The 12,706-nt window shown below is 55.8% G+C and carries 16 protein-coding genes; 10 read left to right on the forward strand and 6 right to left on the reverse strand.

Features of this window, described 5'->3' with window-relative positions:
• Window positions 1-8 precede the first annotated feature (8 nt).
• The 4 genes from queG (at window position 9) to EYQ49_01540 (ending at window position 3,180) form a co-directional block, all read left to right on the forward strand.
• Entirely contained in the window at window positions 9-1,085 is a 1,077-nt protein-coding gene (gene queG, locus EYQ49_01525) for a tRNA epoxyqueuosine(34) reductase QueG (GenBank protein ID HIG24558.1), read from the forward strand.
• Complete coding sequence (locus EYQ49_01530; protein HIG24559.1) at window positions 1,082-2,221, forward strand: glycosyltransferase family 1 protein; 1,140 nt, start codon at window positions 1,082-1,084, stop codon at window positions 2,219-2,221. Before queG ends, EYQ49_01530 begins: the two co-directional genes overlap by 4 nt.
• Window positions 2,218-2,643 carry a hypothetical protein gene (locus tag EYQ49_01535; protein ID HIG24560.1) on the forward strand — a complete coding sequence of 142 codons (426 nt, stop codon included), beginning with the start codon at window positions 2,218-2,220 and terminating at the stop codon, window positions 2,641-2,643. Before EYQ49_01530 ends, EYQ49_01535 begins: the two co-directional genes overlap by 4 nt.
• A gap of 78 nt (window positions 2,644-2,721) precedes the next feature.
• A complete protein-coding gene (locus EYQ49_01540) occupies window positions 2,722-3,180 on the forward strand; it encodes a hypothetical protein (GenBank protein ID HIG24561.1) in 459 nt (152 codons plus the stop codon).
• A gap of 15 nt (window positions 3,181-3,195) precedes the next feature.
• On the opposite strand, the gene glpK is transcribed toward EYQ49_01540, so the two are convergent.
• Genes glpK through EYQ49_01570 form a run of 6 tightly spaced genes read right to left on the reverse strand, consistent with a single transcriptional unit; the run spans window position 3,196 to window position 8,643 of the window.
• A complete protein-coding gene (gene glpK / locus EYQ49_01545; GenBank protein ID HIG24562.1) occupies window positions 3,196-4,677 on the reverse strand; it encodes a glycerol kinase GlpK in 1,482 nt (493 codons plus the stop codon).
• A gap of 9 nt (window positions 4,678-4,686) precedes the next feature.
• Complete coding sequence (locus EYQ49_01550) at window positions 4,687-5,352, reverse strand: hypothetical protein (GenBank protein HIG24563.1); 666 nt, start codon at window positions 5,350-5,352, stop codon at window positions 4,687-4,689.
• Entirely contained in the window at window positions 5,352-6,785 is a 1,434-nt protein-coding gene (locus EYQ49_01555) for a HAMP domain-containing protein (GenBank protein ID HIG24564.1), read from the reverse strand. The genes EYQ49_01550 and EYQ49_01555 overlap by 1 nt, the downstream gene beginning before the upstream one ends.
• Window positions 6,786-6,801: 16 nt before the next feature.
• Window positions 6,802-7,491 carry a response regulator transcription factor gene (locus EYQ49_01560; GenBank protein HIG24565.1) on the reverse strand — a complete coding sequence of 230 codons (690 nt, stop codon included), beginning with the start codon at window positions 7,489-7,491 and terminating at the stop codon, window positions 6,802-6,804.
• Window positions 7,492-7,546: 55 nt separating this feature from the next.
• Window positions 7,547-8,392, reverse strand: coding sequence for an inositol monophosphatase (locus tag EYQ49_01565; protein HIG24566.1), 846 nt, complete (start codon window positions 8,390-8,392; stop codon window positions 7,547-7,549).
• Entirely contained in the window at window positions 8,338-8,643 is a 306-nt protein-coding gene (locus EYQ49_01570) for a hypothetical protein (protein HIG24567.1), read from the reverse strand. Before EYQ49_01570 ends, EYQ49_01565 begins: the two co-directional genes overlap by 55 nt.
• Before the next feature lie 155 nt (window positions 8,644-8,798).
• Between EYQ49_01570 and EYQ49_01575 the strand changes: the two genes are divergently transcribed.
• From EYQ49_01575 to EYQ49_01600, 6 genes are all read left to right on the forward strand, one after another.
• The gene (locus EYQ49_01575) at window positions 8,799-9,284 is read left to right on the forward strand and encodes an NUDIX hydrolase (protein ID HIG24568.1); all 486 of its coding nucleotides are present in this window, start codon (window positions 8,799-8,801) and stop codon (window positions 9,282-9,284) included.
• Between the two features lie 29 nt (window positions 9,285-9,313).
• Window positions 9,314-10,534, forward strand: a complete 1,221-nt coding sequence (locus tag EYQ49_01580) for a DNA polymerase IV (protein HIG24569.1) — start codon at window positions 9,314-9,316, stop codon at window positions 10,532-10,534.
• 116 nt (window positions 10,535-10,650) lie between these two features.
• A complete protein-coding gene (locus EYQ49_01585) occupies window positions 10,651-11,037 on the forward strand; it encodes a DUF3040 domain-containing protein (GenBank protein HIG24570.1) in 387 nt (128 codons plus the stop codon).
• 95 nt (window positions 11,038-11,132) lie between these two features.
• Window positions 11,133-11,390 carry a hypothetical protein gene (locus tag EYQ49_01590; GenBank protein HIG24571.1) on the forward strand — a complete coding sequence of 86 codons (258 nt, stop codon included), beginning with the start codon at window positions 11,133-11,135 and terminating at the stop codon, window positions 11,388-11,390.
• Window positions 11,303-12,034 (forward strand): lipoate--protein ligase family protein, encoded by a 732-nt coding sequence (locus EYQ49_01595; protein ID HIG24572.1) that lies wholly within the window; start codon window positions 11,303-11,305, stop codon window positions 12,032-12,034. The genes EYQ49_01590 and EYQ49_01595 overlap by 88 nt, the downstream gene beginning before the upstream one ends.
• Window positions 12,035-12,231: 197 nt before the next feature.
• Window positions 12,232-12,657: a cell division/cell wall cluster transcriptional repressor MraZ gene (locus tag EYQ49_01600; GenBank protein HIG24573.1), complete on the forward strand. Its 426-nt coding sequence runs from the start codon at window positions 12,232-12,234 to the stop codon at window positions 12,655-12,657.
• Window positions 12,658-12,706 lie beyond the last annotated feature (49 nt).

Consider the following 12,706-nt stretch of genomic DNA (forward strand, 5'->3'; position numbering starts at 1 on the left):
GTGGGGGAGTGAGGGGTGGACTCGGTGGCTTCTTCTGCGACGATGAGGAGGTGAACACGGAATCTCAAACATTTGCTGCTTTGGCCGAACGCTGCCAAGCGACTGGTCTTGCCGCCGGTCTAGATGCCGTGGGGGTTTGTGCTGCCACCCCATTTTCTGACGTGAAGGTTTTGTTAGAAGAACGCCGCACCGCTGGGCTAGCGGCCAACATGCAATTCACCTACCGCAACCCGGCCCGCTCCACCACCCCGCAGCGGATACTTGAAAACGCCCAAACCTTGGTGGTGGCTGCCCTACGCACCCCCGCCCCCCGCTTAAACCCCGCCGAACCTGGGCAAACCCGCATCGCTGCCTACGCCCGAACCGACCATTACACAGAACTAAAAACCGGCCTTGAGGTAATCGCCGAAGAACTACGCCAAGCCGGCTGGCAGGCTCGGGTGGTGGCCGACGACAATGCCTTAGTGGACCGAGCCGCTGCCGTGCGGGCTGGCCTGGGCTGGTACGGCAAAAATGCCAACGTATTGTTACCGGGCCGAGGCAGTTGGTTTGTCTTAGGCTCCGTAGTCACCGATGCCCCGCTACCGGTAAACCAAGAACTGGTGCCCGACGGTTGTGGCACCTGCGACCAGTGCATCACCGGTTGCCCCACCGGAGCCATCGTGAAACCCGGGGTGGTTGATGCCCGCCGCTGCATTGCCTGGCTGGTGCAAGCGCCTGGGCCTATACCTATTGAATTTCGAGAAGCGATGGGCGACCGCATCTATGGTTGCGACGAATGCCAAGAGGTCTGCCCGGTAGGCCGACCCGAGCGGACCAGCGAAGGCAAAAGCGACCCCACTGCCGACCTCGATGCCTTGGCGATACTCAACGCCACCGACCAAGAGCTTTTAGACAGTTACGGTCGTTGGTACATCGCCGAACGCGACCCCAAATATCTTCGCCGTAATGCCTTGGTGGTGTTAGGAAACACCCCAGGCGAAAACGCTCAAATTGACCAGTGCCTAGAATATTACCGAGACCATTACGACCCCTTATTGTGCGAACACGCCCAATGGGCGATAAACAAGCGGGCAACGCTATGAGACGACATCTGCTGGTCACCAACGACTACCCGCCCAAAGTAGGAGGTATCCAGTCGTACCTGTGGGAACTCTGGCGCCGTCTGCCCGCTGAGGACGTCGCCGTGCACACCACGCCCTACAACGGCACCGAGAGCTTTGATGCCCAACAGGACTACACCCTTACCCGGTCTAAAGAACCCGTATTGTTACCTCACCGCTGGGTACGGCGCCGGGCCGCAAAACTGGCCGCCCAACACCAAGCAGAAATGATTATTTGGGACCCCGCACTCCCGGTAGGGCTAGCCGCACCCCGAGTAAAATTTCCTTACGCCGTGGTCCTCCATGGCGCAGAAGTAACCATCCCCGGCCGACTGCCCATTACCCGGCAACTCCTAGCCCGGGTACTGCGCCGAGCCTCACTGGTTATCTGCGCCGGCCAATACGCCGCCGCCGAAGCCCAAAGAGCCGCAAAACAAGAACTCCCCACGGTGATTATTCCCCCCGGAGTAGATACCGAACGCTTTAAACCACTGAGCCAAGAGCAGCGCCGAACAATACGCAGAAAACTTGGCTTAGACGAAACAGCCCCCCTGGTAGTCAGCGTAAGCCGCTTGGTACCCCGCAAAGGCATGGACACCCTCATCAAAGCCTCGCTGGAAATTCAAAAAACTATTCCCAACGTGACGGTGGCTATAGCGGGCACCGGCCGAGACGAAAAAAGATTAAAAAAACTTATTGAAACCACCGACGCCCCCGTAAAAATGCTGGGCCGAGTAGACGACGATTTGCTCCCCGGTCTTTACGGAGCCGGCGACGTGTTTGCCATGTTGTGTCGTACCCGGTGGGCGGGCCTCGAACAAGAAGGGTTCGGCATTGTTTTTGTAGAAGCGGCCGCCGCCGGCGTGCCCCAAGTTGCCGGCCAAAGCGGGGGAGCGGCCGAAGCGGTAAGCCACGGCGAAACCGGCTTGGTGGTAGACCCGCCCGACGACCCGAAAAAAGCGGCAGCAGCCCTCATAGAAATATTGAACGACCCAGCAAAGCAAACCGCCATGGGCCAAGCATCACGGCAACGAGCCCTAAAAGAGTTCTCCTACCAAGTGTTAGCCGACCGTCTACAAGCCAGCATCGACCAAACGACCCTGCGAGAAACAAAATGAACACCATAGCCAACCCCGGCCAAGGCATCATCAAAGTATCTTGGGGTGGCACGCTGGGCTTCACCCTCATGGCAGCAATTTCTGTCCTCTACTCGGGGCCGTTGCGCACCCTCGGGCTACTGGCCAATCTTGCATTATTTTTGACAGGCTGCGGGGCGTTCCTGATGGCCTTCGCCCGAGCAGTTGGAAGAAGCCGAACCGAAAACATCGGGGTGGGTGGGCTCTATTTTTTAGCCGGTTGCGCCCCACAAGTGGTACGCCGCCAACTCATGGGGGCACTAAGCATCCAAGTAGTAGTGGGCTTTACCGCCGCGTCGTTTCGGCCTTTTACCACCGTGGCTTCTGCAGTATTGGTTCCCGTTTTCGGCTTGGGCTTGGCCGGGCTCTGGGGCGCTCGCCACGGCAGTTTCGGCCCACGGTAAACATTCCAATCCGGTGAGTGTTTAGCATCCCCGCTGCCCCGCTTCTCGCTCCGGTATGGTCAAGACAGGGAGAAACCAATGACCGATCACGCAAGCCAACACATTCTCATTCAAGCCTCACCACAAGAGTGCTTTGCCGCCGCCCTCGACGTAGAGCGTTACCCCGACTGGGCCGACGACATTAAAGAAGCCACCGTGGTTGCTCGAGACGACGAAGGGCGCGTCGGTGATGCGGCTTTCCGGGCCGCCGCCATGGGGCGCAGTACTACCTACACCTTGCGCTACAGCTACGGGTCAAACCCGCTACGCATGGCTTGGCGGCTCCTGGACGGCGACGTGATGCGTCGCATGGACGGCGAATACGAGTTCACCGCAGTAGAAGGCAGCCCAAACGTAACAAAAGTGCATTACCACCTTGAAGTAGATCTCTTGGTTCGGTTACCAGGCTTTGTAAAGCGTCGCCTCGAAGCAAAAATCGTCCACACCGCAGTAGACGACCTCAAAACACGTATTGAGTCAGGAATTAACCAGCGGTAAGAGTTTTGGCAACCGTTATTGCGACGGTTGCTCCCACCGGCGACTGCGATCAACGGCTTGTAGCCAGCGTTGATGCAAAACGTTCACATTTTTACGATCCGCAGTGGGCAATGCTGTGCGGTCCGCTTGCCAAAGGTCAGAAAGTTCATCAAGGGAACCCCATACCCTTTCGGCAAGTCCGGCCAGCCACGCCGCCCCCAAAGCAGTCGCTTCAGTAGTAGCCGAACGAGTTACCGGAATATTCAGTTGGTCGGCTTGCAGATCAAGGAGAAGTTCCATGACCGCCGCCCCGCCATCGATACGCAAATCGGCAATGGTAAGACCCTCTCGAGACATGGCATCAACAACATCTCTGGTCTGAAAGACCATGGCTTCTACCACCGCACGAGCCATCTCAGCTCGGCCGGTTCCTCGGGTCAGCCCCACCAAGGTTCCACGCGCCCAAGGGTCCCACCAGGGGCTTCCCAAACCATTAAAAGCCGGAACCAAGAAAACATCCCCGGTATCGGGCACGCTTTGCGCCAAATCTTCAAGGTCGGATGCGTGATCAATGATGCCCAAGCCATCGCGCAACCACTGGACCGCCGAACCGGCGGAAAAAATAGACCCCTCGCTGGCGTAAGTCAACGGGCCACCTTGCTCGAGTTGCCAAGCCACCGTGGTCAACAAGCCATCGGCCGGGGATGGCAAATCATCGCCAATGTTCGCTAATAAAAAACACCCCGTGCCGTAAGTGTTTTTGGCCTGCCCAGCGGCAAAACAAGCCTGACCAAAAAGTGCCGCCTGCTGGTCACCCGCCATGCCACTAATGGGTACCCCGGAACCCACCGGGCTGGCCGCATCGGTTACCCCGAAACGCCCCGACGAAGGGAAAACCTCGGGTAAGGCCGCCAGAGGAACACCCAGAAGGTCACAAAGTTCCTTTGACCAGCACCCGCTCCTTAGGTCAAAAAGCATGGTGCGACTGGCGTTAGAGGGTTCGGTTGCGTGGACCTTCCCGCCAGTGAGTTTCCACAACAGCCAAGAATCAATAGTGCCGAGACGCAGGTCAGCATCTGCAGAGACATTCCCTTCGCTAAGCAGCCACGCCATCTTGGTGCCAGAAAAATAAGGGTCAAGAACTAGCCCAGTGACTTCTCGCACAAAAGGAAGATGCCCGGCTTGAGTAAGTTCTTGGCACCGGTCGGCAGTACGGCGATCTTGCCAAACAATGGCTCGATGCTGGGGTAAACCAGTGACCGCATGCCAAGCCACCACGGTTTCTCGTTGGTTGGCAATGGCGATCGAAACCACTGGTTGAGTTAGGCGTTCAGCCACTTCAGTAAGGGTTTTTTGAGCGGCCTCCCAGATTTCTTGAGCATCGTGTTCCACCCACCCGGGCTGCGGAAAATACTGCGGAAACTCCTGCTGGGCCTGATCAACAATTTCCCCCCGCTCGTTTATCGCCAAAGTGCGCACGCTGGTGGTGCCGGCATCAAGAGAAAGAATTATCGCCATAGGAAGAGACTAATCAACGGGGTCTACCGGCAGGTCATTGGTAAAGCCCTCGATTAAATCAGGCGGCAAAAATGAGACGTAGTTTTCGCAGCGCACCGGCGCCCCCTCGGCCGACGGTTCGCCGTCACTTATGGGAGCATTGACCGAAGCAAGCAAGCCGTCTCGTTTAACGAGCACCAAAACTTGCTCAACTTCGATGCCGGCAATCAACTCGGTGGCCGTGCAGACCAGCATGGCGAAAGCCAGTTGGTTGCTGTACGAGTCGTCAATAGGGAACCCATCCAAACTGTTCAGTTGCACTTGCAAAATGTCACCGTCGAGCACCGTCCCCACCAAAATGCTCCCCTCGGCTAACGGGGAAATAAGCCCTTGTTCTTGTTCCTTGCTCGTCGGGCCCACCAGCACCTGAGCCAAAATGGTGTTGACCGAACCGTCGGGTTCAATCTGGCGCTCCACGGTTTGCAGCACCATGACCCCATCGCCTGAATCTTGGGCTAAAAAGATTTCTACTGTTTCTAATACCGCGGGGGGAGTGGTAGTGGTGATTGCTCCTTCGATGAGGGCGTCCGGGAGTTCAGCCGAGAGGTCTCGAGGTGAGCTTTCTAAAGGAATCCCGCAAGAAAATAGAGAGAGGCTGAGCAAGAAAGCAAACGACCGAAAGAGTAAGCGCAACATCACAAATCCTCCAAGCCAGGGTTGAAGCGGGGGAGTTCTACAACAAAACGAGCGCCTAAAATACCATCTGGCCGCTCCTCTACCCAGACTCGACCGCTATGAAGGCGAATATCTTCTCGCACCATGCTGAGACCCAACCCGCTCCCGGCATCGTCTTCCCTTTGCCCCCCGGCCAAGCCTCGAGAAAACCGTTCAAAAATCTTTTCCCGTTCCGAAGCCATCACCCCAGGACCGTGATCATCCACGGCCACCCAAACATGCTGGGAGTCAGCACTAATAACCACGGCGGAGATCCCGTTGCCGTAACGCAGGGCATTGGTAAAGAGGTTCGAAAACACGCGTCCCAAACGACGTTTATCTCCGTTGACCAACAAGTCAATAGCCCCATCGTTCTCAGTAAGCGCTGTTTTTTCAAGATGTAAAGAGCGCAAGGTTGCGGTTAACAAAGCATGAATTTTGAGCCCGGAGAGATCCAGAGAAGCAGCCCCAGCATCAAAACGAGAAATCTCCAAAAGGTCCTCTACTAAACGACTAAAACGCGTGAGATCGCTAGAGAGAAGATTCAAAGCAGTTCGTGAACGTTCTGACAATTCATGGCGGCGCGCCTCCAAAACTGCCACGCTGGAAGTCAAGGTGGTTAAAGGGCTGCGCAATTCGTGGCTTACATCGGAGGCAAAACGGGCATCTCGTTGAATGCGTTTTTCTAAAGCTTCGGCCATTTCGTTAAAAGATTGCGTGAGTTGATCAAGATCAGGGTCATCGATATCTGCTAACCGTGTATCGAGACGCCCACCTGCAATGGCCGCCGCCGCTACCCCTACCCGGCGTAAAGGGCGAAGCGTTCTACGGCTGGCCCAAAGCCCCACCAATGCGCCCATCAAGGTGGTGAAAGCAGCAGCGCTTCCCAAAATTATTTGCAAAGTACGCAAGGTGTCGTCAAGATCAACCAAGTCAACGACTTCAAAATAGTCGGCATCAAATGCCACCAACGGAATACCAATAACAAGGTGAGGGCGCCCTTTGATCTCGGTAAGCAGTTGTCCAGCAGCGCCGTTGGCTACTTGAATCCGTAACAAAAGCGGGAGGTCTTCGCGCCCAATCTCCGGCCCCGGAAGCCAACGATCGTTAAGTCGTACCACCGGTTGAGCGCCCTCAATGCGAGTCAACGAGTCAACGATGGACGGTAAACTTTCAATAGTTGACTCCGGCGTGAGTTGGTTGCTGAGACGGCTGGCGTTGTTTACCGCTATGGCCGCCGCCGCCCCCTCGCGGTTTTCTACCAACTGTTGACGAGCCAAAATCAATGTAGCGCCGGCCAGCAGCAAAGAAAGAGCGAGCCCGCCAATGGCAAAAGAAAATAAAATGCTTGACTGGAGGCCGAATTTAAGAGCGGAGGAAGGGTCCGTATCTTGGCCGGCTGCGAGTTCGCTCATAAGGGAAGTTTAAGAATCAGGGCTGTAGTTTGTACCCCATGCCACGCACCGTCATGACATAGCGCGGGTTGGCGGGGTCGAGTTCAATCTTGGTGCGCAATCGACGAACGTGCACGTCAACTAGCCGACCGTCGCCGAAATAGTCGTAGTCCCACACCTTTTGCAAGAGATCTTCGCGGCTGAGCACCCGTCCTGGCTGTGCAGCTAACTCAACAAGGAGACGAAACTCGGTTCGGGTGAGATGGATTTCTTTATCCTCAACTTTGACCACCCCTTCATCGGGAATCAATTCAAGGCGATCAATAACGATGCGTGAAGGGACGTTGTCAGTGGATCGGGCCCGTCGCAGCAACGCTCGAATGCGAGCGGAAAGTTCTTTAGGGGCGAAAGGTTTCGTTAAATAATCGTCGGCCCCAGCCTCCAAGCCCGCAACCACATCATGGGTATCGTCGCGAGCAGTCACCATGACAATTGGGACATCGCTGTTTCGGCGAATATTGCGGCAAACCTCAAACCCGTCCATACCGGGCAACATGATGTCAATCAGCACCACATCTGCGGGTTGGCGAGCAAAAGCGGTTAATGCTTCTTCGCCGGTTGCTGTTTCGTCAACCGTCCAGCCTTCTTCTTCTAAGGCCAAACGCACCGCAGTACGGATACGTTCGTCGTCTTCAACGGTAAGTACGCGGGTTTCTCTTAAGGTCATACAGTCTCAACAGAGAGGGCAAAAGTGGATCTCATCGGTGCCCATCATCGCACATTTAAAGGTACTCCGCCGAACGAAGCAATTTGATGAGTTCCGGGTGAAGTTCTGCTGTGGTGGCGAGGACAAAATCTTTTTGAGGAAAGTTTCCTTCAAGGTCGGTCACCACGCCCCCCGCTTCGGCAACTAAAACAAGGCCCGCAGCCATATCCCAGAGGTTCAGTTCACTTTCAAAGTAACCATCTACCCGGCCACAAGCCACGCTGGCCAGTTCGTAGGCCGCACCACCAAAACGGCGAATGTCTCGCACCTGAGGCAGGACCGCTACCAAAGACTGCGCTTGTTCGCCACGTCGCTCAGGTCGGTAACCAAAACCGGTAGCCAACAAGGCATGAGTCAAGTTTGGTGCCGGCCTGACCCTAATTTCTTGCTCATTTCGGGTAGCCCCTTGGCCAAGAGCGGCCGCAAATTCGTCACCTGCTGCCGGGTCTACGATGACCCCGGCGACCAGCACACCGTCTACCTCGGCGGCGATGGAAACGGTGTACCCGGTGAGCCCGTACATAAAGTTGGTGGTGCCATCAATGGGGTCAATGATCCAGCGCACCCCAGAGGTGCCGTTTACCGACGCTCCTTCTTCGCCCAAAACGCCGTCGTTGGGGCGTTGGCTAAGGAGATAGTTGACGAGCGTTTCTTCTGACCAACGGTCGGCCGCGGTGACCATGTCGGTCAGCGTGCTTTTTGTATCTTCGGCGGGGGTTCGGCCGGCTTTTTGGCGCAAAGTGGGAGCCACCAAACGTGCCGCCGCTAAGGCCAATTCTCGAAGTTGCGTTGGGTCAGCCACGGGGTTTAGTTGTTGGAGCGTCGCTGGCGTAGGGACTGTTGGCGTTGCCCGGTGCGCCATTCAGTCATGGCTCGCAAGGTCAAGACCGAAACGATGCCCACCCCGCCGGCGGCCAGCACAGCGCCAAAGACCCCGAAGGACCCCGCCCAAGCGGTGCAACCATCAGCGCACTGTAAATCAGCAACGGAGTAGCCGACCAAACCTCCGCAAGCACCAGCGACGACAATAGCCACCAGAGCGAGAAGGCGTGCTGTCAACGAGGGAGCAGCAGATTGTGCAGGAGTAGAGGTGATGGCGGGCTGATCGTTCACGTGTTGGCTTCTCATTGGTTTGGGTAGTTATTTGGATCCTATTGCTTGCCTCGCGAGGCTAGCGAAGAGGTCAGTAAACGAGTGAGCCAAGCGAACAAAAAGTTTGCGTATGGGTAGGGGTCACCTTGCCTGCTGCGAAGTGGCAGACTAGGAAGATGAGGCATTGGAAAGTAGCAGGAGCATTACTGCAAAACCCCCAAGGCCTTTTGTTGGTAGCCAACCGGCGACGCAACGGTTCTCTGGATTGGACACCTCCCGGTGGGGTAGTCGACGAAGGAGAAACACCTTTGGAGGCCTTACGGCGAGAAGTGATTGAAGAAACTGGCCTGCGAGTTGATCAGTGGGGCGAGCTTGCTTACACCGTAGAAGTAGCGTTTACAGATCGTGACATGCTGCTACAAGTTGAAGTACACCGTGCCCACTTGTGGTCAGGCGAGTTCATTTTCGAAGACCCCGATGGGATTGTTGAAGAGGCGCGCTTTGTTCAACAAAAAGATGCCGGGTTGCTTTTAAAAGAGTCACCACTTTGGGTGCAGGAACCGGTGAGTAGTTGGTTGACGAGTCCGCAAACCTTGGGTGCTCATTTTTCGTATCAGGCACGAAAAACCAGTCAGGGAGAACTTCGAGTAGAGCGCCAGTGACAAAAACGCCGTCCATTTTGCATGTTGATATGGATGCATTTTTTGCTTCGGTAGAAATTGTGCAACAACCCGGGTTGCGGGGAAAACCCGTGGTGGTGGGAGGTGCCGGAGAACGAGGGGTGGTGGCGGCTGCTTCGTACGAAGCTCGCATCTACGGCATCCACTCGGCCATGTCGTCGTACCGTGCTCGGCAGCTTTGCCCTCACCTGATTTTTTTATCTGGCCACTACGGTCTTTACGAAGAAGTCAGCCGCCGGATCATGGATATTTTTGAACAGTTCACTCCGCTGGTAGAACCCATATCCCTTGACGAAGCATTTCTTGATGTTTCCGGGGCCGGCCGGTCGTTGGGGGCACCGCAAAAATTAGCTCAAGAAATCCGAGACCGAATATACGCCGCCGAAGGTTTGCGATGCGCAGTGGGGGTGGCTCCCAACAAGTTCTTAGCCAAGTTGGCCAGCAACGAGGCAAAGCCCCGAGTCAAAGGCAAAGAGATTCTTCCTGGCCTTGGGGTTTGCGTGGTGGAGACAGAAAACATCAACGGGTTTCTTTTTCCGTTGCCCATAAAAGCAGTTTGGGGAATAGGGCCCAAAACTGAAGAACGGCTCCACCGTTTAGGTATCCAAACGGTGGGGGACCTCGCTCAAGTACCAGAAACCACGTTGATAACTACTTTAGGAAATGCGGCGGGTCGCCAACTCTGGCGGTTGGCTCGGGGAAGGGACGAACGAAGAGTTAACCCGCAACAAGGGGTTAAATCAATCGGTCACGAGGAAACGTTCGCTCAGGACCTTTTTGCTCGCCCCGCTTTACGGCGAGAACTTACCCGCATGGTCGATGCGGTAGCCGGGCGGTTGCGCAAGGCAGACAAGTTGGGGCGCACCATCAGCATCAAGGTAAGGGCACCAGATTTCACCACCTTGACCCGATCGCATACCTTGCCTGATGCCACCGACCTGGGAGTCGAGATCTTATCGGTGGCCCAAACCTTGCTGGACAACTTGGACCTCAGCAAAGGGGTACGACTTTTAGGGGTCGCCGTGAGCGGACTGCAGGGGGCGGAAGCGCAACAACTGCGCCTCGAAGATGCCGGGGCTCCGTCGTGGCGTGAAATAGACGAAACGGTAGACGAAATACGCCGCCGATTTGGGGGAGACGCCATTGGTCCGGGTTCGGCGGTCGGCCCCGACGGGCTAAAGCCGAAGCAACGAGGTGACCAGCAGTGGGGCCCCAACAAAGACGAGAATTAAAAAAGGCTCAGTGGAAGAAATTTTTACCACTTGTTGCCTCGACTTATTAAGAACGGAGTTGTGGCTGGGGGCAAGGTATGCGATGCTAGGGGGGTAAAACATGATTGGATACATAGGTGCCACTTTCTGAAGACGAGGAACGAATCCTCAGCGAAATAGAAGAGCAACTTTACGAAACCGACCCCGGGTTGGCTCGTGAGGTCGCAGAAACGACGGTTTACACCTATTCGCTGCGCCACCTCAAGTGGTCTGTCCTCGGTTTTTTGGTGGGCTTGGCCGCCATGGTGCTTAGCTTGTCTACTTCGTATGTTTTTGCCTTCGGAGGTTTTTTGGTAATGATGGCCTCGGGTTTAGCATTAGAACGAAGCGCTCGCCATTTGGGGCGCACCAGTTTGCAACAAGCAGCACAATCCAATCGCGGTTCTACTTTGAAAAATACTTTGGGTGATACTCGGGCCAAAATGCGTGAACGTTTTCAACGGGGAGAACAAGGAAGACGCTAAGCGTGACCCAAAGCCAGTTAGCAAAAGTTTTGTGCGGTACGGGTGGCGAGGTAAAGGCAAATGGTAAAGGCTTCGATGCGAAGAGTTGAGGAGTGATGAGGGGTAAGTGGTTGCTGCGTGTAGGTGTCGCCTTGTTGGCGCACCCCAGCCTGTGGCTGACCGCGCTGGTGCAAGCCCACCGATTGGCCGGGAAGCACTGGTGGCTGCGTCCTCCGTTTTTGCCGTTGCCGGACCCTGCTTTAATGGCCTTACGTAGCGTCACACAATATGGCGATGCGGCACAGTTGCCGTCCACGGAAGATGTGGTGACTTGGCTGCGTTGGACGCGGAGCTTTTCTCGAGTAACAACTTGAGCCGTTCCTCCTGGAAGATCTCGTATCCAAAAGGCTCGGTAGCAGAACTGCATCAGTTGGAACCGGATTTTAGTCAGCGAGGGTTGCTGGTTTGCCCAATAGAAAAACCCACGCTTGTTTTAGGTAGCGGACAAGACCAGGCCGTTGCTCGGCGAGCGGAGCAACTCGGGCGAGAAGTAACAAAGCGCCGATCGGGAGGAGCGGCGGTGCTGTTGCGGGCCGAAGATGTCTTTTGGGTCGATGTGCTGTTGCCGCAGAAAGATGAACTTTGGCTTGATGATGTTGGTCAAGCGACCTGGTGGTTGGGTCAGGTGTGGGAACAGACCCTTAAAGACCTGGGTTGGGAAGCGGAAGTTCACCGAGAGGCGATGCAAGCCTCGGAGTGGTCTGGTGATATCTGTTTTGCTGGGTTGGGGCCAGGAGAGCTAACGGTGGGGGGCCGCAAGGTGGTGGGGGTTAGTCAGCGTCGAACCCGGCAGGGGGCCAGGTTTCAGTGTGCGGTTTTGCTGGCTTGGGAGCCACAAGAGTTGGTCGATGTTTTCGGTTTGCCAAAGAGAGCAGCCACCGAGTTGGCTGATTTAGCGGCCGGGTTGAATGTTTCGGCCCAAGATCTCCTGGCAGCTTTTTTGCGTCGCCTCCCTTAACTGCCTCCCTTGACTGGGGGTTGTAGGGGAGCAAAGCGGTGAAAGATCTCTCTTTTTGCGCGCCCAAAGGGTGAATTGATTTGCATTGTGGAGGAATAGTTGATTAGAGTGGAGCCTTGTGGGGGAAAAGGGAGAATCAACTCCTAAGGTGAACATCAACACCACCACCTGAACTATCAACAGAGAGGAGCAACAAAATGGCCTTCGTCGGAACCTACGACCACACCCTGGACGGAAAAGGACGCTTGGTGCTCCCCGCTAAGTTCCGCAGCCATTTTGCGGACACGGCCTACCTCTCGCCTTGGGCCGGCTGCGTAGCGCTCTGGACCGCCGAACGCTTCGAAGTAATGGTGCGTCGCCTAGAAACAGAAGTAAGGGCCGGAGCCACCGACGCCAATGTTTTGCGAGGCTTAGCGGCACGCTCTGAAGAAGTACGCCCCGATGCTCAGGGTCGCATAATGATCCCCGCTCGTTTGCAAAGCTTCGCCAAATTAGAACGAGACCTGGTGGTTTGCGGAGCCATTGACTGGATTGAAATTTGGAACGCCCCATCGTGGGACGACATGGCCGACGACCTTGACCACTCCGTCGCCGAAGCCTTCCGCCAAGGCAGCGGAATCTAAACCGAGACAGAAAGGGCACCCCAAGGCAGCAACACCGACCAAAGAACTG

It is taken from the genome of Acidimicrobiia bacterium (assembly GCA_012959995.1).
In the GTDB taxonomy this organism is placed as follows: Bacteria; Actinomycetota; Acidimicrobiia; order Acidimicrobiales; family MedAcidi-G1; genus MedAcidi-G2B.